General features: G+C 56.2%; 19 protein-coding genes. 9 read left to right on the top strand and 10 right to left on the bottom strand.

From position 1 onward, the window contains the following. Positions 1–4 precede the first annotated feature (4 nt). The 5 genes from VHE34_RS16080 to VHE34_RS16060 form a co-directional block, all read right to left on the bottom strand. Entirely contained in the window at positions 5–1270 is a 1266-nt protein-coding gene (locus tag VHE34_RS16080) for an OmpA family protein (RefSeq protein WP_325589756.1), read from the bottom strand. A 79-nt stretch (positions 1271–1349) separates the two neighbouring features. Further along, the gene (locus VHE34_RS16075; RefSeq protein ID WP_325589754.1) at positions 1350–2276 is read right to left on the bottom strand and encodes a cytochrome c; all 927 of its coding nucleotides are present in this window, start codon (positions 2274–2276) and stop codon (positions 1350–1352) included. A 186-nt stretch (positions 2277–2462) separates the two neighbouring features. Further along, positions 2463–5444 carry a family 20 glycosylhydrolase gene (locus VHE34_RS16070; protein ID WP_325589751.1) on the bottom strand — a complete coding sequence of 994 codons (2982 nt, stop codon included), beginning with the start codon at positions 5442–5444 and terminating at the stop codon, positions 2463–2465. 20 nt (positions 5445–5464) lie between these two features. Further along, positions 5465–7327, bottom strand: a complete 1863-nt coding sequence (locus VHE34_RS16065; protein WP_325589749.1) for a CocE/NonD family hydrolase — start codon at positions 7325–7327, stop codon at positions 5465–5467. A gap of 1 nt (position 7328) precedes the next feature. Next, the gene (locus tag VHE34_RS16060) at positions 7329–9224 is read right to left on the bottom strand and encodes a CocE/NonD family hydrolase (RefSeq protein ID WP_325589747.1); all 1896 of its coding nucleotides are present in this window, start codon (positions 9222–9224) and stop codon (positions 7329–7331) included. Positions 9225–9301: 77 nt separating this feature from the next. On the opposite strand from VHE34_RS16060, the gene VHE34_RS16055 reads away from it, so the two are divergent. From VHE34_RS16055 to VHE34_RS16045, 3 genes are read left to right on the top strand one after another with little or no spacing between them, the layout of a single operon-like run. After that, complete coding sequence (locus tag VHE34_RS16055) at positions 9302–9775, top strand: nuclear transport factor 2 family protein (RefSeq protein WP_325589745.1); 474 nt, start codon at positions 9302–9304, stop codon at positions 9773–9775. Positions 9776–9787: 12 nt separating this feature from the next. Further along, positions 9788–10888, top strand: coding sequence for a N(4)-(beta-N-acetylglucosaminyl)-L-asparaginase (locus VHE34_RS16050; RefSeq protein ID WP_325589742.1), 1101 nt, complete (start codon positions 9788–9790; stop codon positions 10886–10888). Continuing rightward, on the top strand, positions 10888–11619 hold the full coding sequence (locus VHE34_RS16045) for a copper homeostasis protein CutC (RefSeq protein WP_325589740.1): 732 nt from the start codon (positions 10888–10890) through the stop codon (positions 11617–11619). The genes VHE34_RS16050 and VHE34_RS16045 overlap by 1 nt, the downstream gene beginning before the upstream one ends. A gap of 12 nt (positions 11620–11631) precedes the next feature. On the opposite strand, the gene pyk is transcribed toward VHE34_RS16045, so the two are convergent. Beyond that, positions 11632–13125 carry a pyruvate kinase gene (gene pyk / locus VHE34_RS16040; protein ID WP_325589738.1) on the bottom strand — a complete coding sequence of 498 codons (1494 nt, stop codon included), beginning with the start codon at positions 13123–13125 and terminating at the stop codon, positions 11632–11634. 43 nt (positions 13126–13168) lie between these two features. After that, positions 13169–14146 (bottom strand): 6-phosphofructokinase, encoded by a 978-nt coding sequence (gene pfkA / locus VHE34_RS16035; RefSeq protein ID WP_325589735.1) that lies wholly within the window; start codon positions 14144–14146, stop codon positions 13169–13171. Between the two features lie 151 nt (positions 14147–14297). On the opposite strand from pfkA, the gene VHE34_RS16030 reads away from it, so the two are divergent. Together VHE34_RS16030 and VHE34_RS16025 are read left to right on the top strand one after the other, a co-directional pair. Then, positions 14298–15245 carry a DUF72 domain-containing protein gene (locus tag VHE34_RS16030; protein WP_325589733.1) on the top strand — a complete coding sequence of 316 codons (948 nt, stop codon included), beginning with the start codon at positions 14298–14300 and terminating at the stop codon, positions 15243–15245. A gap of 98 nt (positions 15246–15343) precedes the next feature. After that, a complete protein-coding gene (locus VHE34_RS16025; protein ID WP_325589731.1) occupies positions 15344–15811 on the top strand; it encodes a DoxX family membrane protein in 468 nt (155 codons plus the stop codon). Here VHE34_RS16025 and ctlX read toward each other — a convergent pair. Further along, positions 15797–16684 carry a citrulline utilization hydrolase CtlX gene (gene ctlX / locus VHE34_RS16020; protein WP_414709900.1) on the bottom strand — a complete coding sequence of 296 codons (888 nt, stop codon included), beginning with the start codon at positions 16682–16684 and terminating at the stop codon, positions 15797–15799. The genes VHE34_RS16025 and ctlX overlap by 15 nt on opposite strands. A gap of 50 nt (positions 16685–16734) precedes the next feature. Further along, entirely contained in the window at positions 16735–18201 is a 1467-nt protein-coding gene (locus tag VHE34_RS16015; protein WP_325589727.1) for an arginine deiminase family protein, read from the bottom strand. A 61-nt stretch (positions 18202–18262) separates the two neighbouring features. On the opposite strand from VHE34_RS16015, the gene VHE34_RS16010 reads away from it, so the two are divergent. From VHE34_RS16010 to VHE34_RS16000, 3 genes are all read left to right on the top strand, one after another. Beyond that, positions 18263–18766 (top strand): hypothetical protein, encoded by a 504-nt coding sequence (locus tag VHE34_RS16010; protein ID WP_325589725.1) that lies wholly within the window; start codon positions 18263–18265, stop codon positions 18764–18766. Positions 18767–18892: 126 nt separating this feature from the next. Further along, on the top strand, positions 18893–19669 hold the full coding sequence (locus VHE34_RS16005; RefSeq protein WP_325589723.1) for a MerR family transcriptional regulator: 777 nt from the start codon (positions 18893–18895) through the stop codon (positions 19667–19669). 84 nt (positions 19670–19753) lie between these two features. Then, positions 19754–20908, top strand: a complete 1155-nt coding sequence (locus tag VHE34_RS16000) for an acyl-CoA dehydrogenase (RefSeq protein WP_325589721.1) — start codon at positions 19754–19756, stop codon at positions 20906–20908. On the opposite strand, the gene VHE34_RS15995 is transcribed toward VHE34_RS16000, so the two are convergent. Then, positions 20886–23330, bottom strand: coding sequence for an outer membrane beta-barrel family protein (locus VHE34_RS15995; RefSeq protein ID WP_325589719.1), 2445 nt, complete (start codon positions 23328–23330; stop codon positions 20886–20888). The genes VHE34_RS16000 and VHE34_RS15995 overlap by 23 nt on opposite strands. 46 nt (positions 23331–23376) lie before the next feature. Here VHE34_RS15995 and VHE34_RS15990 point away from each other — a divergent pair, with 46 nt between their 5' ends. After that, on the top strand, positions 23377–24030 hold the full coding sequence (locus VHE34_RS15990) for a YggS family pyridoxal phosphate-dependent enzyme (RefSeq protein WP_325589717.1): 654 nt from the start codon (positions 23377–23379) through the stop codon (positions 24028–24030). Positions 24031–24056: the final 26 nt, after the last annotated feature.

The following is a 24056-nucleotide window of genomic DNA, read 5'->3' as shown; positions in this document are numbered from 1 at the left end:
CATGTTAGAGTTTGATGAATTCGACCCGCCGGTTCTGGGCGCGGCCTTCTTTTGTCTTGTTATCGCCGATGGGTTCGGTCTCGCCCTTGCCTTCGGCGTCGATACGGCTCGGATCGATATTCCAATCCTTAGCGAATGCATCTCTGACCGCGGCGGCCCGCTTCTTCGAGAGCTCGAGATTGGCTGCGTCATCGCCATCGCTGCTGGTATGGCCGACGATCCGTATGCGGACGGAGGGATTCTCCTTTAAGACCGTGGCGATGTCCTTGAGTACGCCTGCCGATTCAGGCCGGATAGCCGCGCTGTTGAGGTCGAAAACAATGCCGTTCGTGGAAAATTTGCCGTCCTCGAGGAGCTTATGCCGGGTGTCGGGCAGACCGGTGGCGATTCGCAGGTTGCTGATGTAGACGCCATAGCCTTCTTCGGGATAGTTGGTTGCGCCGACCTCGATCCGCAGCTGATTCATCGTATCGGCAGCCGGCATTCCTTTCGGCACGTCAAAGACCTTTAGTCCATTGATCCAATAGCGGAACCGCTGATTCTGCACCTGGATGGCGACGTGCATGGGCTGGCCATACCAGTTCTGCAATTGCCCGATATTCACCAGGTCGCCTTTGAAGACCGATACGTTCTCCTTGAAGGCTTCGAAGAGGGCGCGGGAGGTATTGCCTTCGAAAGGGGCTATCAGCGCAGTCGCGGCGGCAAATTGTTTGTAGTCCTTGAGAAGGGTATTATCGTCCGGCGAGAGGTCGTGGCTGGCCAGCAGGGATGCGAGAAACTGCGGGTACATCCACCCATTGTTCTTCAGTTGCAGGAGCAGGTCGAACTCGATGGTGTAGTCCTGTCCAAAGCTTGCCTTGTTAGCCGACAGATAGGCGACCGACTTGTGGACGCGAAGCCAGCGGCCGGGGAATTTGTCCAGGGTGACCACCTCGCCCGAGCCGCTGCTGTTCCATCCAACGGGCAGTTCACCGGGGGCCTCCTGGGAGAAGTCTTCGGCATATAAAATTTTTTCACCGGGAACAAAGTCGTATTTGGCATAGCTGCTCACGCCGGCAGTTTCCGTGGCCGCTGCCGGAGCGGATGAGCCGGCGCCGGGCACATCCTTTCCCTCCGCTTTGTCGAGGGTCTTGTCCATGCCCTGGTCGACCCGTCGATCGATCCGTTGATTGATCTTGTTCTTTGCCTTGTTGATCAGCCCGCCGAGCTGCCCGAAACATCGGGCGGACAGCAGGGAGGAGAGGAGGATTATGGGAATATATTTTAGCATGTTGGTGTTTTTACAAGTGCAAATTTGGCGGGAGGAAGGTGACGGAGCAATGCCGGGGTGAATGGACTGCGTTTTTTGGTCAATGGATTGGCGGCGTCTTTGCGGGTGTCACCGTCTTCAGGTAGTTAAAGATGGCTTTCAGCTCGGTGTCCGACATCCGGCCAAAGGAAGGCCAGGGCATGGGGCTGCCGGCGATCAACCGTCCCTTGCGAAAGCGGGCGATGAAATCCTGTTGCGACCAGCCCGCGATACGACTGCCGGGACCGGGTGTCAGATTGGGCGTGATAAAGCCGTCGATATTGGCGCCGCCGGCAAAGGGCGGACCGGTGAAGGCGCCGGCGAGATCCCGTTGGGTATGGCAGCCGCTGCATTCTGCAACGCTGAGCGCCAGGTATTGGCCATAGGCGGCAGAGGTATCCTCCCTGACGGTGACAGGCACGGGGCCCGAGGGACCGACCGGCTTGACCAGGAAGGCCTTTACGATGTTACCCAGGGGATTCAAGCGGTTCGTGGGGACAGGATGGTGAAGTGGTTTCTGCGCCCGCAAATAAGAGATCACGGCCCGGAGGTCTTCGTCGCTCATATTATGGAAGGGCATGAAGTCATACACAGCCGTGCCGTCCGGGTGCACGCCATAGCGCAGCGCCCGGGCGATCTCCGCATCGCTGAAATTGCCGATACCCGTAGCCTTGTCGGGCGTGATATTCCGCGAGTAGATCGTGCCCACGGGCAGATCGAACGCGACGGCCCCGCCAAGCGATACGTCTTCCCCGAGCGCCGCGAGCGAGTCGGGGTTATTATGATTGTGACAGTTGATACAATGGGCGGGGCCGAACACCAGGTGCCTGCCCCGGGCGATAACGGCGCTGTCCGTGGATGCCTTTATGTCCGGATAGGGGGCGTCATAGTGGAGGTTTTGCCGGGAAAGGACCGTGATGGTAAACCCGATAAGAAGCAAGAGGGTCACGATAGCCGTCCATTTTCCGATCTTCTTGAGTCGTCGCATGCGATAAAATTTGGCGCAAGCTAGAGCGGACGACCGGCTGGTCGAAGGGCAACGTGCACAAATTGGGGGATTTGGCGAATGAACTGTAAGCCGAGGATGGGGCCTTCAATTCGTTCGGCCGGCGTGACAGTTCATACAGCGATCGTATGATCCTCCAATCTTATTTGAAGCAGTCGGTGAATATTCTTACCCGATCCTGAAGGCGATCGCGTGTTCGCCTACCGGCTTGTTCTGTAATGCCGGCGGGATCAGGATGACCATCGTCTTTCCGTCCTGGCGCCATTTCAGTTTTTCTTTCCGGCCGAGAATGGTAACGCTGCTTTTGGGCTTTGCGGTGAACCGTTCGATGGGAATTTCCGCGGGCAACACCACGTCTTTTCCTGCCCCGAGGAAGAAAGCGTAAACCCGGGCGCTGTCCTTCGACTGGGTCAGGTAGACGTTGCCCGATACGGACGACCAGGGTGCGATCGTCCGGCTGTTGTAGATTCCTTCGCCGTTGACCTTCAGCCAGGCGCCCATTTCTTTTAGCCGCAGATAGGCCGTATCCGCCCAGTCGCCATCGGGCGAGGGGCCGACGTTGAGGAGGAAGTTGCCGCCGCGGGAGACGATCTTCACCAGCAGCTGGACCAGTTGAGTGGTGGATTTATAGTGGTCATTGGGAACATAGCTCCAGGAATTCCCCATGGTCATGCAGGTTTCCCAAGGGTCGTCGAGGGGATGAGTGGGGACCTGTTGTTCTGGTGTGGTGTAGTTCTCGTATTCTCCCTGTACGCTCCGGTCGACTACAATAAGTCCCGGTTGATGGCTGCGGGCCATTGCGGCGATCTTCGGCATGTCGATATCCTGTTCGTAGCGGATGCCCCGTTGCCATTCCACGGCAGGGTCGACGGTGTACAGCGGACGCACCCATCCGCCGTCCAGCCAGAGGACGTCCATCTTGCCATAGCCGGTCATGAGCTCTTCGATCTGCCTGTAGGTGTAGTCGCTGAACGCCTTCCAGCGATCGGGATATTTCGCGGGGTCATAGTTGACGTTCCGGTCCTTTGGCGGGAAATAGGGCCACCAGTAATTTTCCGTGTGCCAGTCGGGTTTGGAGAAATAGGCGCCGATCATAAAACCGTCCTTGCGAAAGGCGTCGAACACCTCTTTGGCCACGTTACTCTTTGGATTGGTATGGAATGGAGTCTTGTCAGAGGTGATCTTATAATCCGTCTGTTTCGTATCGAACATACAGAATCCGTCGTGGTGCTTGGTGGTGAAGACCACATATTTCATCCCGGCTTCCTTTGCCGCCTCGGCCCATTTGGCCGGATCGAAATGGGTGGGATTGAAGGTCGTTTGTAAATTCTCGTAGGCTTTTACATAGCCATTGTAGGTCGCCGAATACGGTCCGCGGCGTTGCGTCCAGCCTTCGTCTTCCGGGCAGATGCTCCAGCTTTCGACGACACCCCACTGGCTATAGGTGCCCCAGTGCATCATGAGCCCGAACTTACTATCCTGCCAGTCGGCGATCTTTTGTCTTACCGCGCCGTCCGCGGGTTGGAAGTAGACCTGGTAGCTGTTGGCTTTCCAGAGTGCATAGCGTTTGTACTGGTCGGCCAGCCGGTGTTGGAATTCGATATAGCTTTTGTCTGTCCGTTTCGGGCTCCAGAGGACCTCGGACAGTGCGCTAAGGCGCGGGAAGAGCATATATTCGACTTTTCGGGGGTTGGCCATGTATTCCGACCACATGTTCGCCTGGGCGCCCTGGATGTATTTGGCTTCCTCGTCGGTGAGGCCGGCGGGGATCGGTTCGTATTTGTAGACCGTCTCCAGCGGCAGGTAGCCGCCAATGGTCAGTGAGTCGTCATTATGGGTTTGCGCATGATCGAAATAGACATAAGTGCCCGGAGTCATGATCACGTTATGATGCTGTTTGGCCGCCTCGATGCCGCCTTTCTCGCCGCGCCAGCTCATGACGGTGGCGTTGGGCGCTACCCCACCTTCGAGGATCTCGTCCCAACCGATTATCTGCTTGCCCTTTGAGTTGATATACTTTTCCATCCGGCCGATGAAATAGCTTTGGAGCTCCTCTTCGTTCTTCAAACCCAATGCCTTCATCCGGGCCTGGCATTTGGGGCAGGCCTTCCAGCTGTCCTTGGGACATTCGTCGCCACCGATATGGATATAGGTGGAAGGGAATAGCGGCATCACCTCGTCGAGTACGTCCTGCAGGAAGCTGAACACGCTGTCATTGCCCGCGCAGAAGACGTCTTTGTGGACGCCGAAATTATGCGGGACGGTATAGGGCCCGCCCGTGCAACCCAAATACGGGTAAGCGGCCAGCGCGGCCGTTGCATGACCCGGCATTTCGATCTCGGGAATGATGGTGATATACCGGTCGGCGGCGTATTGCACGACCTCTTTTATCTGGTCCTGCGTATAGTAGCCGCCATGCCGCGTGCTGTCATCGCCGGTCCCGGGGTGATGCCCGATGATGGTGCCGCTGCGCCAGGCGCCGACCTCGGTCAGCTTCGGGTATTTTTTGATCTCGACACGCCATCCCTGGTCTTCCGTGAGATGCCAATGGAAGTAGTTCATTTTGTGGAGTGCGATATAATCGAGGTAGCGTTTTATAAAGTCGACCGGGAAGAAGTGGCGGCCGACGTCGAGATGCAGCCCGCGGTAGGCGAAGCGGGGTTCGTCTTCTATGGCGACGGCGGGGACGGCAAAGGTCCCCCCGGCGGCGGGGCGGATAGCCGGACCATTGGGTGTGCTCTCGAAGGGGCTTACCGGCAGCAGCTGGATGAGCGTCTGCATCCCGTAAAAGGTCCCGGGATCCGTATTGCCGGTGATGGTGATCGCCGTTGGGGCGGCCTTTAACGTATAGTGGTCTTTCGGGGAACTGCCACCGGTGGTGGTTTGGAACTGAATGTAATTGGAAGCCGGCGCAGATGCGACGACGTGCAGCTTCAATCCATAGAAACGCTGGAGATAGTCGTTAAAGAAGGACACCGTCGGTTTTTGCGCCGGGTCCGCCACGATCACCGTGTTGGCGTTGAGAGAGAAGGACCCGTCGTGCCATTGGGTGCTGACGGGTTGGGGGATGATGCCGATGGGCTGGGCATCCGTTCGGGCGCCGGGCATAAAGAGCCCGAGCACCAGCAGCAGTCGTATGATCTTTGTCATGCGACGAATATAAGGCAAACTTATTTTAGCACCGGGAGGAAAATCCCACTCGGATGCGCTTCGTCATGCCAGATTCGGATGGTCGCCTTTTGAAAGTCGCTTTCTTTTGCGGTCGGGATATTGACGAAGGTCTGTGGATTCCGGTCGACCAGCGGGAACCAGCTGCTTTGCACCTGGACCATGATCCGATGTCCTTTTTTAAAGACATGGTCGATCTCGTTGAGGTCGAAGGACACTTCGGTCGGCTTCCCCGGGACCAGCGGCTCGGGTTTTTCGAAGCTGTTGCGGAACTTGCAGCGGAAGACCTCCGCACGGACCAGCCGCTGGTAGCTGGTGGGATCGGTCGTTGTGGCGATCCCGTCTTCCTTTCCCGGCAGGACGTCGATGAGCTTGACGATCAGGTCGGCGTCCGTTCCGGTGGAGGAAAGCCAGATGTCGGCCTTGAGCCGCCCGGTCACCGTGACGGAATCCGTCAGCGGATCCGTTTGATACGTGAGCACATCCGGCCGCGCTGCGGCAAAACGCTGATCGGTGACGATATATCGGTTGTCCCGGCCGCCATGGACTCCATCGATATAGGGGACGGGATTGGCTGGATCGCTGATATATTCGTCATGGCCGGTGAGGCCGGCCCGGTCGGTCCCCAGCCTGTGGTCATATTGAAAAAGATACTTTACCGGTATCGCTTGCTTCGGCGGCCAGGTATCGTAATGCTTCCACTGATTAGCGCCTGTCTCGAAGACCGTGGCTTCGGCCTGCGGCTGGGTGAAAGCGGAATCCTTCAGATAGTGATTGAAAAATTCCGATTCGACCGCATGATAATATTCGTTGACGTTTTGCTGAAAATCGAGCGGGCCGAACTTTGTCCAGGTCTTGCCGGCCCAGCCGCCATGGGTCCAGGGACCCATGACCAGGTAATTCCGATTGGGCGTCGATTGTTTTTCGATGGCCTCGTATGTGCGCAAGGCGCCGAACATGTCTTCGGCATCGAACCAGCCGCCGACGACAAGGACGGCGGGCTTGATATCTTTCAGATGTGTCCGGATATTCCGCGCGCGCCAGTACTCATCATAAGTTGAGTGGCCGAGATATTCGTCCCAGATCTTACCCTGGTGGTTGAAGTATTCCGCGTTATTGCTGTTCTTTACGGGCCCGAGCTTGAGAAAGAAATCATAGGCGTCCCGGATATCGGCGCGGAACAGGGTACGATCGTAGTTCGTTACCGGCGCCGGCCTCGGGATATCGAAGGAATTATCGAAGTCAAAATTATCGAGCAGGAAGAAGGCGCCGTTATGATTGGCGTCATCACCGATGAACTCGTCCGTCACCGGCGCCTGGGGTGAGACCGCCTTTATTGCCGGGTGCGCATCGGGAAGACTCGCCGACGCATAGAAGCCCGGGTAGGAAATGCCCCAAAGACCTACTCTGCCGTTGTTGTTGGCGATGTTTTTGAGTAGCCAGTCCACGGTGTCCCAGGTATCGGTGCTCTCGTCCGTCTCTTTGGAGCCTTTCTTATGATCTTTTGCCGGCGTCATCTCCTGGAAATCGCCTTCACTCATGTATCTGCCCCGGACATCCTGGTACACAAAGATGAACCCACCGCGCATCAGGCGCGACGAAGGACCGAGGTTGCCTCTGTAAAGCGTATCGCCATAAGGACCCGAGGAATAGGGACTCCGCTCCATCAGGAAGGGCCAGGGATGGCTGTGATCCTTTGGGGTATAAATTGCGGTAAAGAGTTTCTTGCCGTCACGCATGGGGATATAGACCTCGGTCTTATCGTAGTTGTGTTTTACATAATCCGGGATGGGTACCGGCGTCTGGCAGGCGCCGAACAGGGGAAGCGCGAACAGGCAAGCGAAGAATAAGGTTGGCTTAGGCATATTATTGTTTTAATACCGGCAGAATGATCCGCGAGGAATGATCCGCATCATGAAACACACGGATCGTTTCCTTCTGAAAATCGCTGTCGTCGGCCGTATAAATATCCACAAATTTTTGCGGATTCCGGTCAACCAGCGGGAACCAGCTGCTTTGGATCTGGATCATCAGCCGATGTCCTTTCCTGAAAGTATGTGCGACGTCGGGAACGGCGAACTTCACTGTCTCCACCTTGCCGGGAGTGAAAGCTTTTGGCGTCTCGAAGCTTTCCCTGAAGCGGCCCCGCATGACCTCGCCATGCACCAGCATCTGGTAACCGCCCATCGGGTAGCTTGCTGCGTTGTCATGGCTGCGAACAGGTACCGGACCTTGAGTCGTATAGCTGAAATCGTCGGGGAATACGTCGATGACCTTTACCACGAAATCGGCGTCGGTGCTGCTGAGACTTACCTTCAGATCGGCGACGACGGGGCCGGCAAGCGTCAGATCTTCCTGCAACACGGGAGTCTGGAAGGTGAGTACGTCCGTGCGCCGGGAGGCGAAGCGTTGGTCATCGGTCATATATTCCCGTGTCCGGAAGAAATGGACATCCTTCGTATAGGGAACGGGGTGGGCAGGATCGCTGATGTATTCGGAGAAGCTGCTTTTGTTTTTTGGGGCGTCCCAGGCCAGGCCGCCATCGGCTTGCAGATAGATGGGTTGTTCCTGCGATCCGCGGGGGGGCCACCGATCGAATTGGCGCCACTGGTTCTCGCCGCTGAAGAAGACGGTCGCGGCGGGCAGTTTGGGCTCTTCTCCCTTGCCTTTCAGGTAATAGTTGAAGAAAGGGATCTCGATATTGTTCTGGTACCAGAACGAGGTGTTGGAGCCCCACTGGACGTTGCCCAGGTGGGTGCCGTCATTCGACGCCCATTCACCATGGTACCAGGGACCCATCACCAGATGGCTGTTGGTAGCGGGTGACTGGGTCTTGATGGCTTTGTAGAGGTTCCAGGCGCCGAAGCAGTCTTCGGCGTCATAGAGACCGCCGACGACGAGCATCACGGGTTTGATGTCGTGCATCGCCACCCGGGCATTGCGGGCCTGCCACCAGGCGTCGCGGTTGGGATGCGCGTACAGGTCCTTCCAGAAGGCGATGCTGTCACCGGTCAGCTTCATGATGTTCTTCAGGGCGCCCGTTTCGAGGTACCATTTATAATTGTCTTTGGTATAGTAATCGAACCCCGAGGGGCCCACCGTCGTCGGCTGTGGGCGAGGTTTGCCAAAGGAAGAATAGAAGGCCCAGCCGTCCATGACAAAGAACGCTCCATTGTGATGGAAGTCATCACCCATGAACCAGTCCGTCACCGGCGCCTGGGGGCTGACGGCTTTCAGGGCCGGGTGGGCGCTGGCGGCGGCCATCGTCGAATAAAAGCCGGGATAGGAAATTCCAAAAACCCCGACTCTTCCATTGTTGTGCGGAACATTTTTGACCATCCAGTCGATCGCATCATAGGTATCGCTGGCTTCGTCTATGTCGGACGGGGACTTCTTGTCTTTAATAAAGGGCCGGACATCCACAAACTGGCCTTCGCTCATCCATCGGCCGCGTACGTCCTGGCTCGCGACGATATATCCCTCCCTGAGATAGTACCGGAGATAACCGGTATGAAAATTGCGCCACTTGTCCGTGCCATAGGGCGCACAGGAATAGGGTGTACGGGTCAGCAGGATCGGGTGCGGCTCAGTGGTATCTTTTGGAATATAAAAAGTGGTGAAGAGCTTGATCCCGTCCCGCATCGGAATATACCGTTCAATCTTGTAGTAATTTTCCCGGATCCAGGCGCTGTCCTGTGGGGTGCCCTGTGACCAGGCGGCGATAGCAGGGGAAAAAAGCAGTAAAAAAAGGAGTTTTCTCATTTTATCCATTATATTTAGCTCTGCCAATTTAGGGAAAGTTGACCAGCCCCCAATGGCCTGTTCGCGGGGATTTTTTTATGACTGAAGAAGAACAACTGATAACCACTTTCTATGAACGGTTCCGGCAAGGCGACTGGAAGGCTATGCTGGATTGTTATCATGAGGAGGTGTTTTTCTACGATCCCGTGTTCGAAAGCCTGGAGGGGCCGAAGGTGAAGGCCATGTGGGAGATGCTTTTGAGCAATACGAACGATATCCGGCTCAGCTTTGGGAATGTGGAAGGGTCGGACGGATATGGCTCCTGTGAGTGGGTGGCTACCTATACTTTTCCCCCTACCGGGAGAAAGGTGATCAATAGGGTCAAGGCGCATTTCTTCATTGCCGGCGGTAAGATCGCCGAACACCATGATGACTTCAACCTATGGAAGTGGAGCGCCCGGGCCCTCGGTATCCGGGGACTGTTGTTCGGATGGACGTCCACGTTAAGGACCCGGCTGCGCCGCAAGGCCCGGAGCAACCTTGAAAGATTTATCGCAGCGAAAAAGAGTTAATCCTATAATACCATGTCCAATCGTCGTTCATTTTTGCATTCATCCCTTTTGGGATCACTGGGTATTTTTCTGACAAAAAAGGCGGGCGCCGTGACCCGGGGACCGGGTGATAGGGCGTCCCATATTCGTGGCATCGGCGAGGTTCCCGGGCGGGTGCCGGGTCATCCTGTCGTTATTTCCACCTGGGACACGGGGCTCGCGGCAAACAAGGGCGCCTGGGAGGTGTTGAGCCGTAACGGATCGGCCCTCGACGCCGTGGAAGCGGGGGTAAAGGTCACCGAATCCTCCGTCAATTGTTGTGTGGGGCTCGGCGCCAATCCCGATCGCGATGGTTATGTGACGCTCGATGCGAGCATCATGGATCATCAGTTCAATTGCGGCAGCGTAGCCTTTCTCGAGCGGATCAAGCATCCCATTTCGGTGGCCCGCCGGGTGATGGAAAAGACGCCGCATGTCCTGCTTGTCGGGGTAGGGGCCCAGCAATTTGCCATTGCGGAGGGTTTCCCGCTCGAGGATGGGAAGTTGTCCGAGGATGCGAAGAAGAGCTATGAGCAGTGGCTGAAGAAGTCGGAGTACAAGCCGGTGATCAATATCGAGAATACGAAGAGTAGCGCTTTCGGGGCCGCGCCCTCTAATGATTGGGGTGCCGCCGCGCCTGCCCGCCTGCCCAACGGAAAATGGAATCACGACACCATCGGCATGGTGGCGATGGATGCGAGTGGCAATCTCAGCGGGAGCGTAACTACCAGCGGCATGGGCTTCAAGATGCGCGGCCGGGTCGGCGATTCCCCGATCATCGGGGCCGGGATGTTCGTCGATAACGAGGTGGGCGCCGTAGCGGCTACCGGCCAGGGCGAGGACGTCATCCGGATGTGTGGCAGCCATGCGGTTGTGGAATTTATGCGCCAGGGGATGTCACCCGAACAGGCCTGCAAGGCGGCGGTGGAGCGGATCGCCCGGATCAAAAAGGAGAAAGCCAGGGACATCCAGGTTGCGTTTATCGCGCTGAATAAAAAGGGTGAACACGGGGCCTATGCTTTGCAGAAAGGTTTTTCTTATGCGCTAAAGAACAATAACGAAGAGCGGATGGTTGAAGTAAATAGTCTGATATAATGGGTTTTCAATTAGAGATATGTTCTTTTAACCTGGCCTCGGCGATGGTGGCCCAGGGGGCCGGGGCCGATCGGATCGAGCTTTGCGCGTCGCCTGCCGAGGGAGGTGTGACCCCGTCCCCGGGGACCATCCGGGGCGCCAGGGAGCAGTTGCGTATTGCGCTTTACCCCATCATCCGGCCCAGGGGCGGGGATTTTTTGTATTCGGACGAGGAGTTCCAGGTCATGCTTCGGGATATTGAATACTGTAAACAGGTGGGATGCAATGGCGTAGTCATCGGAATGCTTTGTGCAGACGGGACGGTCGACCAGGCCCGATGCGCCCGGCTGGTGGAAGCGGCCTATCCGCTTGGCGTCACCTTTCATCGCGCCTTTGACTGGGCGGCCAATCCCTTCGAAGCGATGGAGACCATTATCCAGCTGGGTTGCGAGCGTATCCTGACCTCGGGTCAACGGCCGACGGCCGCAGAAGGGGTCTCTCTGATCGACCAACTTGTCCGGGAGGCCGACGACCGCATCGTCATCATGCCGGGCTCGGGTATCCGGTCGGGGAATATCGTATCGTTGGCCGAAAAGACCGGCGCCTCCGAGTTCCATACCTCGGCGCGGCTGCTGAAAGCCAGCGCGACGGACTACGTGAACGCCCACATGAAGGAGTCGCAGGACTTCTTTATGGCGGGAGAAGAAGAGATCAAAAAGATAAAAGAGCAGCTGCTCACCTTCGAGAGCTAGCTGCCTTCCAGGCTATTTCAACTTCGTTATCTTCAGCATATTCGTCGGCAAATGGTCTTCGATGGGAAGGCTGCCGGTATTGACCACCACATCACCTGCTTTGATAAATCCGCGTTCTTTCAGGATCGTGTGCTGGTCATGGATGATATCGTCGACACTGACCTCTTCGTCGTAGTGGAAGGCGCGGACACCCCAACTGAGGCTCAGCTGGTTGATCAGGCTTTTTTCCTTGGAGAAGATATACAACGGTGATTTCGGGCGATAGCTCGAAAGGATGAAGGCCGTATAACCACTCTGGGTCATCCCTACGAGTGCATCTGCATTGGCGTCCTTGGCCAGCTTACAGGCGTTGTAGCAGATGGCGTCGGAGAGGAAGGAAGGCGAGTGTGGCTGAGGCACCAGGTCGTCCTCCCGGTTATAGGGATACTCGGTGCGTTCCACTTCCAGGATGATCTTCCGCATCGTCTCGACGACCAGCGCGGGATGCTGACCGGTAGCCGTTTCTGCGCTGAGCATGACCGCGTCGGCGCCTTCCAGCACGGCGTTGGCCACGTCGGTGATCTCACTGCGGTTGGGTTTTACGCGATCGATCATGCTTTCCATCATCTGGGTGGCCACGATGACGGGTTTGGCGCGGTGGATACATTTGCGGATGATCTCCCGCTGAGCCATCGGGACCTTTTCGACGGGCAGCTCCACGCCGAGGTCGCCGCGGGCGACCATGACGGCGTCGGACTCCAGCACGATATTGCGCAGGTCGTCCATCGCCGAGGGCATTTCGATCTTGGCGATGACCTTGCTCACGCTTTTGGCCTCGGCCAGCCGGCGCTTCAGATCGATGATATCCTCCACTTTGCGGACAAAGGACAGGGCGACCCAGTCCACCTTCTGCCCGATGATGAAGTCCAGGTCGACAAGGTCTTTTTCGGTGAGGGCGGGCAGGGAGATCTTAGTATCGGGAAGGTTAACGCCCTTCTTCGGCAACAGCTTTCCGCCATAGGTGACGGCCACTTTGACATCACCGTCGGGCGATACGTTGACGACCACCACTTCCAGCTTGCCGTCGTCGATCAATATCTTGTTGCCCACCTGTACGTCGTGGTGGAGATTGGGGTAGGAGACATAGATCTTTTCTTTTGTCCCGACCACTTTTTCCCGGGAAGTAAAGGTCAGGATATCGCCGGGGACGATGTCGAGGCTTCCGTCCTTGATATCCCCGACGCGGAGTTTGGGACCCTGCAGGTCGGCGAGGATGGAGATATTATAAGGTTCGGAAATATTGATGTTGCGGATGTGCTCGATGATCTTTGCCTTGTCTTCGTGTGATCCATGAGAGAAATTGAGCCGGAAAACATTGACGCCGGCCTTTACCAGCTCGAGCAGTTTGTCATATGTGTCACAGGCGGGCCCCACGGTGGCGACGATCTTCGTTTTGTGGAACGTGTGTTGCAGACCTGCCTCTTTATCCATATCCTGGTACAGGTACTTCGATAAATGTTTTGACATTGACGGGGGATTTTTTTTTATATGACGAGGCCTTTCCGGGGCCTCAGGATGCTAATATTTTTACGATCTTCAGCCAGTCCTCGCTGATCTTCTGTTTTGCTTTTACGGCTTTCTCCAGCGGAGTAAAGTGCATCTTGTTATTGACGATGCCGATCATGACGTTGTGTCTTCCTTCCAGCAGGCTTTCTACCGCCGAATAGCCCATGCGGCTGGCAATGAGCCGATCCAGGCAGGTGGGGGCTCCGCCGCGCTGGATGTGACCCAGGACACAGACCCGGGTGTCGGCATTGGGAACCCGTTCCTTGATGATCGCGGCCACGTCCTCGGCGCCACGGTCGCCTTCGGCTACGACGATGAGGTTGACCAGCTTACGCCGGCGTTCTTTCTCGAGCAGGGAGCTGACGAGTTCTTCGATATCGGTCTTGCGTTCGGGGATGAGGATATTCTCGGCGCCGGTTGCGATGCCGCTGTGCAGGGCGATATAGCCCGCGTCGCGACCCATAACCTCGATGATGAAGAGGCGGTCGTGAGCATCGGCGGTGTCCCGGATCTTATCGATGGCTTCAACGGCGGTATTGACGGCCGTGTCGAAACCGATGGTGAAGTCTGTGCCCGCGATGTCCTTGTCGATGGTGCCGGGGAGGCCGATACAGGGGATGTCGAATTCCTGGCTCAGCTTATGGGCGCCGCGAAAGGACCCGTCCCCGCCGATGATGACCAGGCCATTGATGCCCAGTTTTTTGAGGTTGGCATAGGCCTTTTTACGACCCTCGTGCTCAAAGAATTCCTTGCAGCGCGCGGTCTTGAGGATGGTGCCGCCGCGCTGGATGATATTGGCGACGCTCCGGGAATGCATGGGTACGATATCGTTTTCGATCATGCCGGCGTAACCGCGCATGATGCCAAATACCTCCAGTCCATTATAAATACCAGTACGAACAACGGCACGGATGGCGGCATTCATCCCCGGGGCATCGCCGCCGGATGTGAGTACGCCTATTTTTGTGACTTTGCTTTCCATCTTGGAAGACCCTTCTTAGTTTTGAAGTTTAAAAAAGCTTTAACCAATGGCAGGATTTGTTGAAAATTTTCTACCTTAAGGCCTTTGATCAATCGAAGTCCCAAAAGTAAGGATTTGATCTTGAACCACAAGCGGCTAGCAAAAAGTGTATATGGAATTTGGTAAAGTACAGTATATAGATAACATTGATTTCACATTGCCGCCCGATGATCCGGTGACGCTTCGGATGTGGGAACGGCGGTCCGGGGCCTCGAAACAACCGCTTAGGGTAAGGGTCGGCGGCACCGAGTGGGGGCGCACCAGCTGGCTTGGGAGAGTATACCCCAAGGGGACAAAATCGACGAATTTTCTACCATTTTACGCGAAGCAGTTCAGCACGGTCGAAGGCAATACGTTGTATTACGGTCTTCAGCCACCGGCGACGATCGAACGCTGGGCTTCCATGACGGGGGACGATTTCCGGTTCTGCCCGAAATTCCTGGAGACGATCAGCCATAAGCAGCAGCTGGTGGATGCGGCCGCGGATACCGGCGCTTTTATCGAATCCGTTCGCCATTTTGGTCCCCGGCTTGGCCCGGCCTTCCTGCAACTGTCTGAGGGCTTTGGTCCTGATCGGGCGCCGGTGTTGATGAATTATGTGCGCGGATTGCCCCGCGATTTCCGTGCACATGTCGAACTCCGGCATCCGGCGTGGTTTGGATCTGCCGCGGCCGACCGGTTTGGCTCTTCCGAAGAGCCGGTCACGGCGACCTTCGAGCTCTTCCGCGAGCTGGGCATCGGAACGGTGATCACCGATGTCGCCGGCCGCCGGGACGTGCTGCATATGCGGTTGACCGCTCCCGTGGCCTTTATCCGCTTTGTCAGCAACGGGCTGCATCGGTTGGACTACTCGCGGGTGGACGCCTGGGCCGAACGGCTTGCCGCCTGGGCGGTCAAAGGATTGGAGGAGGTGTATTTTTTTGTGCATAGTCCCCAAGAGCAGACCTCGCCGGAGATGATGGCATACGTCATCGGGAAATTCAACGAGCGGTTGGGGGCAGGACTGCCGGTTCCGAATCTTGCCAACGGCGGGCAGGCGGAGACGCTGTCGTTGTTTTAAGGGGTAGCGACGAACATCAGCCGCCCGGGTGATCGTCCTCATGATTGCCGGATCGCCGAATAGTAGTTTTGGACTTGTAAAACGTAAAACTATTGCTTATGGAAAATGCGGTAACTGTCGAAGTGAGCCGGCGATCGCTGAATGCACTTCGTATCAGCATTGGCATCATCTATATCTGGTTCGGGGCCTTGAAATTCTTCCACGGCTATAGTCCCGCCGAAGACCTGGCGATCCAAACCATCAACAAATTGACCTTTCACCTGGTCCCGCAGCCCGCGAATATTATCCTGCTGGCGGTCTGGGAATGCGCTGTAGGTCTTTTGCTCATCACCGGAAAAATGATGCGCACAGCCCTCAACCTTCTGTTCCTGCATATGGCCTGTACCTTCACCCCATTGCTGCTTTTCCCGGCCGAGTCCTTTAAATTCCCGCCTTATGGGTTTACGCTTGTTGGTCAGTATATCATGAAAAACATCATTATCGTATGTGCAGCCCTTGTTTTACGCCGGGTGGCGCCTGAGCCGGCGCGACGGACGGGGCCGGCCACCCAGCTATCGCGGCGATAGATGGATCTCGGCCAGCATGCATCTGGCGCTGCCCCCGCCATTGGTCTCGATGGTCGTCAGCGGCGAATGCAGGATGCGGTTGAAGGCTTCGAGTTGCGCGATCTGCGCGGGACTCAGCGACTCATACGCCTGCGACGACATCACCAGCAGCTTTTCCCCCTGTTGGTTTTCAACCTGTAGCATATTTCCCGCAAAGTGATTCATCTGGTCAAGTGAGATCGGGATCAGCGTTTTGCCGGAGGCGCGGATGGTAGCTTCCAGGTGTTGCCGTTCAGCGGGGACGGGCAGCGAGTCGAGACAGACGACGACAAAGCGGTCCCCGACACACATCATGACATTGGTATGGTAGATGTCGCGGCCGGCGCCGTCGCGGGCAATGAATACTTCGGGGGTATAACCCATTTTGCGGCAAAAATCCAACAGCACTTCTTTATCAGTGCGCGGCGAAAGACAGGCATAGGCAATCTGTTTGTCGCGGTCGAGGACCATACTGCCGGTGCCTTCGAGGAAGAGGTTTTTCGCTTCATAGCTGCTGAAGTCGAGCGTCGCATCGATGCGGAACTTCCGGCCGATGATGTCGAGCACACCGGGTTTGCGTTCGAGGCGGCGATTGACCGCATACATCGGGTAGAGACATACCGTGGCGTCGCGGTGGAAGGAGACCCAGTTGTTTGGAAAGATCGAATCGGGAGTATAGGGGTCAGGCGTGTCGTCGACAACGGTCACGTCCACTCCGTTGTCCCGGAGGAGACGGACAAATTGATCGAATTCGCCGAGGGCCTTTTGCTGGGCGCCGCCGTCGGCACCGGCGACCTGGAAGGCGTTGTTGACGGCCGTTTCCGCGTTGAAGGTGAAGTTCACGGGCCGAATCATTAAAATATGACGTGTCGTTTGCATGAGGATAAAAGTGATGGATGATGGATTTAGAGATTCAGATCGTCCCGGTGGAGGGGCATGCTCATACAATGGAAGCCACCACGGGCGCGGGACAGTTCGGCGGAGGGCATGAGGATGAGGGTGTTCTCGACCTGGTTGGGCTCCAGGGCGCCGGCCTCCATCTGTTCGATGACCTCTTTGGCATGAACGACCGCAAAGCCGTTGGCCTTAAAGGCTTCGACCGTTTTGTCATTCCGGTCATAACCTAATACGACTCCTTCTTTGAGCGCCAGCAGGTTGCAAGAGTCCGTCCACTGTTCGCGGGCGTCGAAGGGGAATTCGTTGTTGCCGGAATAGATAAAGCGGATCTTCTCGGTGCATTCCAGGTCGTTCCGGCTGATATCGGTGAGCAGGTCTTCCAGGTTGTCGAAATACTCGGGGTTGCCCGGGTCCTTCTTCCGGAACTGGATGATCCTGAGCTTGTCCTCTTTCTTGCTGTTGTCGAGGATTCGCTGGACATCGTCCTCGTCCTCGTGCATCATCGCTTTGCGGGAGAAGGTGCCGAGCAGGATCCAGACATTTCGTTTGATCTGCGTAAAGATGGTATCGATATGCATATAGTCCCGCTTCTTCGGTATGCGGATGATCGTGATCTTTTTGACCACATTCTTTTCGAAGAGGACGCGGATGGCCTGGTGAGCGGCTTCGGACGAAGTGCGCTCACTGACGCCGATCAGCAGGTGGTCCTTGCTGACGACCATCACATCGCCGCCTTCCAACGTGACCTTGCGGTCATCGCCTTCGCGCGGCAGGAGGAAGTGATGATGCGTGTCGGCGAGCTCGATGATGTTGTCCCGATATTCGGCGAAAAGAGGATGGTTGAAGAAGATATATTTCGCCAGCAGGGCCTCGCGGGTACGGGCTTTTTTCGCCGGTTTGTTTAGCAGAACGTAATTATTGATGACGATGCCGATGTCACGGGTGAAGATGAAGTTGGGAATGGGGGCGAAAAGCAGATTGTCGTTATCCGTTGCACCGCTGATGAACGTCTTCGCCAATTGAACGGGGTCCAGCTCCTGCAATTGGTGCTGCGTTTCATAGCTACAGGCCTCTATTGCGCAGACGGAAGCTACCAGCTTTTGCTTGATGGAGGGGTCCATGAGGATGTCGGCCAGCAGCCACTGCAGTTCGACGACCTTGTCGCTGCGGAAGAATCCTTCATTGCCCGGCTTATAGAATGCGCGGCGATTCCGGACATCGTCGACCTCCGCCAGGCGGCCGCGGATCCGGGCCGGGTCGAGGAAGTATAATAATATTTTAGTATAGAAATCATACTCCTTACGGCGGATCGTGTCCAGGTGGACGATATCCTCGAAGAGCCAGTCCTGGGCCTTGGAAGGCACCACTTTACCCAACCCGCTGTCGGGGCTGTGTACCAGCACCCGGCGCAGCCGGCCCACCTCCGAAGACACCGAAACGGCTATTTTGGCCTTATGGCTATAGTTTTTAGACATTCGGCAAATTATGAATTTCCTTACGTTTTAGGAATTTCCGTAGGTTTGGAGAAAATTGCGGATGCAGCCAATCACCGATCAAACGATCGACCTTATCAACGACAGGATCCAGCACATGGACGAAAGCCAGATCGGCCGTATCTGGGATTCGTTTGCCCGGGAGCAGCCGGCCCTGGTAGGCTATGTGCTCGGTGAGAGCCGGGAGCTTGCCGAACCCGATGCCCGGGAAGACGTAGCCTATGTCCTTACCGTTATCCTGCTTAGCTTCCGGGAGTTCCGGCCGGGTATCCCCGCCATTTCCGAACAGGAGTTCGAGAAATCGTTTAACGAGGAGTTCGACGAAATGGAGAATGTCTTCCAGGATGGTTTTGACGAGAGCGATGCGATGGCCGTGATCGAATCCTTCTGCCAGCCCGATCTGTTGCAATTCACGGCCGCCACCATCTATAGCGAAGATGAGGAAGAGACCAGCAATTTCAGTGAAGAGGAGGCCGGCCTCTTTATCGTCATCTTCAAGACCGCCATCGCCCTGCTTCACCGGAAGGCCGACAAGATCCTTGGGTAGGCGCGCTTACTGCCCGCTGCCGCCGGCACTCCCGGTATGCCGGCACACCCACCACAAAAATTTATTTTCAAAAACGCTTGACTCTTACCTTAGGTGATACCCTAGCTTTGTAAAAACGATCGAAGCATGGGTGAATCCCGATATTCCGTCAGGCAGCTGGCCCGGCTGGCGGGCGTGAGTGTGCGCACACTGCACGTATATGACAAGCTGGGTTTGCTGAAGCCATCGGTGAGAACCGACGCCGGCTACCGGCAGTATGGCGAGGCCGAGCTGTTCAGGCTGCAGCAGATCCTTTTCTATAAAGAGTTGGATATCCCCCTGAAGAATATCACGGAGATCATGGATGATCCCGGTTTTGATCTCGTCGAGGCGCTTACCGGCCATAAGCATGCCCTGATGGCGAGACGAGATCGGATCAACACCCTGCTGCACACGATCGATGCGACCATTGATCATCTAAAAAACAAGACCATGTCAAATTTTGAAAAGTTATACGAAGGTTTACCCCATGAGGAGGCGATTGCACTTCGCCAGAAGGCGATCGATAACTGGGGCGAAGCGGCGATCCGGAAGTCGGAGAAGGCGCTGACCGAGATGAGCCCCGATCGGCTCGCCCGGTTGAAGGCGGATCAACAGGATATCGCGCAGCGTCTCCGGGCCCTGCGCCAGACCGATCCGCAGAGTGAGCCCGTGCAAAAGCAGATCGACCGGCACTATGAATTGATCCGGAGCCTTTGGGGAATGGATGCCGGCGAACCGATCAAGGCCAGGGCCTATAAAGGGTTGGGCGAGCTGTATGTCGCCGACGGGCGATACATGGCCGTCGATGGCAGGCCCGATCGGGAATTCGCTGCATTTATGCGCGCGGCGATGGACCATTATGCCGATACGCGATTGTCATAAAAAAAACTAACAGTAGTTAGTTTTTCTATTATTTTTGGGCAACAAAGCCGGCGAATGCCGGCAAAACAAAAACTTCTTGCCCATATGCATTTTCAATTGTCCGAAGAACATGAGATGATCCGGAAAGCCGCCCGCGATTTCGCCAGAACCGAATGTTTGCCGGGGGTGATAGAAAGGGATGAACACCAGAAATTTCCAAAGGAACAAGTTCTCAAGCTGGCCGAGCTCGGCTTTATGGGAATGATGGTCGACCCGGCCTATGGCGGTTCGGGAATGGACACGCTTAGCTATGTTCTGGCCATGGAGGAGATCAGCAAGATCGACGCCAGCGTCAGCGTCTGTATGAGCGTCAACAATAGCCTGGTCTGCTGGGGGCTGGATACCTTTGGGACCGATGCGCAGAAGAAGAACTATCTGACGCCGCTGGCCCAGGGCCGGAAGGACGGAGAATTGTATATCGGGGCCTTTCTTTTAAGTGAGCCCGAGGCGGGCAGCGACGCTACGTCACAACGAACCATAGCCGAAGACAAGGGGGATCATTATCTGCTCAACGGCACCAAGAACTGGATCACAAACGGCAATTCGGCGTCGGTCTATCTGGTCATCGCCCAGACAGACCCGGCTAAAGGTCATAAGGGGATCAGCGCCTTTATCGTAGAAAAGAGTTCCCCCGGTGTCGTTGTCGGCGCCAAGGAGAACAAACTGGGCATCCGCGGCAGCGATACCCACAGCATCCTGTTCAACGATGTCAGGGTGCCGAAGGAGAACCGGATCGGCGAGGATGGTTTTGGTTTCACTTTCGCGATGAAAGTGCTGGCGGGGGGGCGTATCGGGATTGCATCGCAGGCGCTGGGTATTGCCAGTGGCGCCTATGAGCTGTCGCTGGCCTATTCCAAACAGCGCAAGGCCTTTGGCAAGGAGATCGCGCAGCACCAGGCGATCCAGTTCAAGCTGGCGGATATGGCTACCCGCATTGAAGCGGCCCGGTTGCTTTGTTTACGCGCGGCCTGGGACAAGGACCAGCACAACGACTATGCCCTCAGCTCGTCGATGGCCAAGGTCTATGCCTCCGAGACGGCGATGTGGACGGCTACGGAAGCCGTGCAGATACACGGAGGGTATGGGTATGTCAAGGAATACCATGTGGAAAGGCTGATGCGCGACGCGAAGATCACGCAGATATACGAGGGAACCAGCGAAGTACAGCGGATAGTTATCAGCCGTTCGATTCTAAAGTAGCTTTATGGCGGTCGCCATTGAGCTCTTTGCCGAAAGAATACATGAAGCTGATCTTGAACACCCGCGTTTCCGGCTTATTGATCGCGTTCTGAAAGAACACGCCCTGCTGATAGGTGTCGACATCGCTGCGCTGGGTGTTGAAGATATCCGACAGGCTTAGGACCAGGGTGGCGGCGTTATGCGGCAGGAAGTCGCGCTTGACTGCCGCATCGAGCCCGCCGGAAGGCAGAACTTTTCCCTGCGCGATCACCCGGGCTGCATTGTAGTTGCCCGTCAGCTGCAACGAATAGGTATTGAACAGCCTCATATCGGAATTGAGCTTGGCGAACCAGCTGACGCCTGAGTTGGAGAGTCCCTGTCCCTGGGACTGTGACAGGTTGTCCGCGTTGATATCGCTTTCATAGACGTTGAAGTTCGTCGTCGCATTCCACCATTTGGCGATGGGGATGCGGGCGATGATCTCGGCCCCGTAGGTATTGGCGTAATTGCCGTTCTCAAAGGTGCTGAGCAGGGTATCCGAGCTAAGCGGTTTGTTGTACCCCATGATCGGGTCCAGGGTGTTCTTCAGATACAGGGTGGTGTTCAACCCGATGCCGGAGACCTGCGTATTGTAGGCCAGCTCGACGAGGTTGGTATTCTCCGGCCGGATCTCCGGATTCCCCTGGGAGGGATTCAGCGGGTTGCTGTAATTCGTTTGCGGAGTGATCTGCCACCATTGCGGACGGTTGATCCGGCGCGAGAAGTTCAGGTGAAGATCGTTGTCCTCGGTGAATTTCTCGGTCAGATAGATGCTGGGATACAACCCCGTTTGATGATAGCCAAAGCCGCTGTTCTCATCCAGCAAATGACCGGTGTAAGTATAGCGTTCGAAGCGGAGTCCGGCCTGGTAGCTGAACTTGCCCAGCTGCTGGTTGAAGCTGGAATAGGCTGCATACGTATTGTCGTCGTAGCTGTAGTTGTAGCTGGCGTTCGGATCCTTTACGTATCCCTGTGCGAGGTCGTTGTCGAAGTCCCGATAGCTGCGGCTCCCGTGCCGGATCGTTTTGAGACCGGCTTCGAACCTGGCCTTGCCGTCCAGCAAGGGATCGGTGTAGTCGGTCTGCACGGTCAGGTTATGGGCGTTGCCGAGCCCCGAGTAGCGTTGCAGTGCGGCATCTTCCAGCGGGGTGGCCGCGTCCCTGGCAAATCGTTGATTGGAATAGTCGCCATGGCCGGTTCCATGATAGGTCTCCAGTGCGGCGCTGGCCGTCCATTTTTCACTGGGTTTGGCGAAGGTATGGGCCCAGTCGAAGTTGGAGTGCGTGAAGACGAAATGGTTGGCGTCATAGGTATTCCGCGCGGCCGTCGAGTCCACACTACCCTTGCTTAGATATTCGGTATGCTGCGAGCCGCCGGTGGGGTGATAGCCGAAGCCGGCATTGCCGGAAAGACTAAAGGTGTTGTGCGCATCCATGTTATAGTCGGCGCCGAGGCGATAGCTTTGGAAGGGGCCGATCGTCACCGAGTGGCCATGCTGCACCGAGGTGGTGTTCGAGGCCAGATCGGTCAGCGTCGTGGTCGTGTTGGATATTGACCGGTGGCCGTGCGCCATCGCATTGAACGTGAAATTCCATTTGTGTTTGTAGACATTCAGGTTGGCGAACCCATACGTCTCACCGAGCGTGCTACCCACACCGGTGAAAGAACCGTTCATGCCCGGCTTGCGGTTGCGTTTCAGGACGATATTGATGATGCCGTGGTTACCCTGGGCGTCGTATTTGGCCGAGGGATTGGGCATCACCTCGATGCTCTGGATCTGGTCGGCGGGGATCTGGTCCAGCGTCAGCTGGGTTTGCTTTCCGTCGAGGAGAATGGTCGGCGATCCATTGCGAAGGGTAACGTTACCGGTGGCGTCGACATTCAGGGTAGGAACCTGGCGAAGCGCGTCCTGCGCGGTGCCGCCCTTGCTGGCGAGGCTTTGGTTCACATCGAAAACTTTCTTGTCCACCTCTGTGCGGAACACGGGCCGGCGCGCCACTACTGCCACAGCTTGCATCTGCGTGGCGGCGGGCGTCAGCCTGATGGTGCCGATGACAACCGGAACACCGGGGGTGCGATGGCCGGCGGGGATGACCCGGGTGACGGTCTGGTAGCCGACGACGCTGATCTGCAAAATGGCGGAAGACTCGGGCAGGCCCTTCAACGCAAACTGTCCATCGGTTTTGCTGATGACCTCGGCTGCGACGGAAGAGTCCTTGCGCAGCAGCGCGACAGTGGCGGCATGGATGGGCTGTTTGGTCTGGCCGTCGATCACCTTACCGGTCAACTGGGCGCCTGCCGATTGCGGGCGAGTCTGAGCGACGCTGAAAAAGGGTAGAAATGACAGTACTGCGCATGCATACACTTTCCAGGCTGGAAAGCGGTAGTGTTTCGTTGTGACCATGACGACGCGAATTTACGGTATCTTCGTGTTAAAAGACGATTAAAAAATGCCGATCGACAGAGATGCTTATCAAGCAATCCGCAAGACGTTGGGCGAGAAGATAACATTGGTCGCCGTATCGAAAACTAAAACTGTTGAAGATATTTTAGCACTCTTTGCAGAAGGCCAGCGCGATTTCGGTGAGAACTACGTACAGGAGCTGACCGACAAACGTGCGCAGTTGCCTGCGGCAATCCGATGGCACTTCATCGGGCACCTGCAATCGAACAAGGTAAAACATATTATTTCTTTTGTCTACCTGATCCATGGAGTAGACAGTCTCAAGCTGTTGAACGAGATCAACAAACAGGCGGCGAAGATACCGCGTGTCGTGGACGTACTCCTGCAGGTACATATTGCACGCGAGGAAACTAAATTCGGATTGGATGCCGCCGAGCTGGCGCAGGTAATGGAGACTGTCCGGACCAACCCGGAGCAGTGGGCTCATATCCGGGTCCGGGGGTTGATGGGGATGGCTTCCAATACGGAGGATATATCGGCCGTGGTTGCGGAATTCCGGCAGTTAAAAGGGTTGCTCGATCAGTGGTTTCCCTCGGACGGCATCCTGTCGATGGGCATGAGCGGGGATTATCAATTGGCTGTAAAAGAAGGCAGTACGATGGTGAGGATCGGCAGTTTGCTGTTTGGAAAACGGGGTTAGTCCTTTGGCAGGCTCGGTGGGAAGGT

This window comes from Puia sp. (genome assembly GCF_035546395.1).
GTDB lineage: Bacteria > Bacteroidota > Bacteroidia > Chitinophagales > Chitinophagaceae > Puia.
This window is presented reverse-complemented; position numbering and strand designations above follow the sequence as displayed.

Excerpts from the sequence above, each read along its gene's own strand:
- VHE34_RS16080 (WP_325589756.1), bottom strand. The coding sequence starts at position 1,270 with ATGCTAAAATATATTCCCATAATCCTCCTCTCCTCCCTGCTGTCCGCC.
- VHE34_RS16075 (WP_325589754.1), bottom strand. The coding sequence starts at position 2,276 with ATGCGACGACTCAAGAAGATCGGAAAATGGACGGCTATCGTGACCCTC.
- VHE34_RS16070 (WP_325589751.1), bottom strand. The coding sequence starts at position 5,444 with ATGACAAAGATCATACGACTGCTGCTGGTGCTCGGGCTCTTTATGCCC.
- VHE34_RS16065 (WP_325589749.1), bottom strand. The coding sequence starts at position 7,327 with ATGCCTAAGCCAACCTTATTCTTCGCTTGCCTGTTCGCGCTTCCCCTG.
- VHE34_RS16060 (WP_325589747.1), bottom strand. The coding sequence starts at position 9,224 with ATGAGAAAACTCCTTTTTTTACTGCTTTTTTCCCCTGCTATCGCCGCC.
- VHE34_RS16055 (WP_325589745.1), top strand. The coding sequence starts at position 9,302 with ATGACTGAAGAAGAACAACTGATAACCACTTTCTATGAACGGTTCCGG.
- VHE34_RS16050 (WP_325589742.1), top strand. The coding sequence starts at position 9,788 with ATGTCCAATCGTCGTTCATTTTTGCATTCATCCCTTTTGGGATCACTG.
- VHE34_RS16045 (WP_325589740.1), top strand. The coding sequence starts at position 10,888 with ATGGGTTTTCAATTAGAGATATGTTCTTTTAACCTGGCCTCGGCGATG.
- pyk (WP_325589738.1), bottom strand. The coding sequence starts at position 13,125 with ATGTCAAAACATTTATCGAAGTACCTGTACCAGGATATGGATAAAGAG.
- pfkA (WP_325589735.1), bottom strand. The coding sequence starts at position 14,146 with ATGGAAAGCAAAGTCACAAAAATAGGCGTACTCACATCCGGCGGCGAT.
- VHE34_RS16030 (WP_325589733.1), top strand. The coding sequence starts at position 14,298 with ATGGAATTTGGTAAAGTACAGTATATAGATAACATTGATTTCACATTG.
- VHE34_RS16025 (WP_325589731.1), top strand. The coding sequence starts at position 15,344 with ATGGAAAATGCGGTAACTGTCGAAGTGAGCCGGCGATCGCTGAATGCA.
- ctlX (WP_414709900.1), bottom strand. The coding sequence starts at position 16,684 with ATGATTCGGCCCGTGAACTTCACCTTCAACGCGGAAACGGCCGTCAAC.
- VHE34_RS16015 (WP_325589727.1), bottom strand. The coding sequence starts at position 18,201 with ATGTCTAAAAACTATAGCCATAAGGCCAAAATAGCCGTTTCGGTGTCT.
- VHE34_RS16010 (WP_325589725.1), top strand. The coding sequence starts at position 18,263 with ATGCAGCCAATCACCGATCAAACGATCGACCTTATCAACGACAGGATC.
- VHE34_RS16005 (WP_325589723.1), top strand. The coding sequence starts at position 18,893 with ATGGGTGAATCCCGATATTCCGTCAGGCAGCTGGCCCGGCTGGCGGGC.
- VHE34_RS16000 (WP_325589721.1), top strand. The coding sequence starts at position 19,754 with ATGCATTTTCAATTGTCCGAAGAACATGAGATGATCCGGAAAGCCGCC.
- VHE34_RS15995 (WP_325589719.1), bottom strand. The coding sequence starts at position 23,330 with ATGGTCACAACGAAACACTACCGCTTTCCAGCCTGGAAAGTGTATGCA.
- VHE34_RS15990 (WP_325589717.1), top strand. The coding sequence starts at position 23,377 with ATGCCGATCGACAGAGATGCTTATCAAGCAATCCGCAAGACGTTGGGC.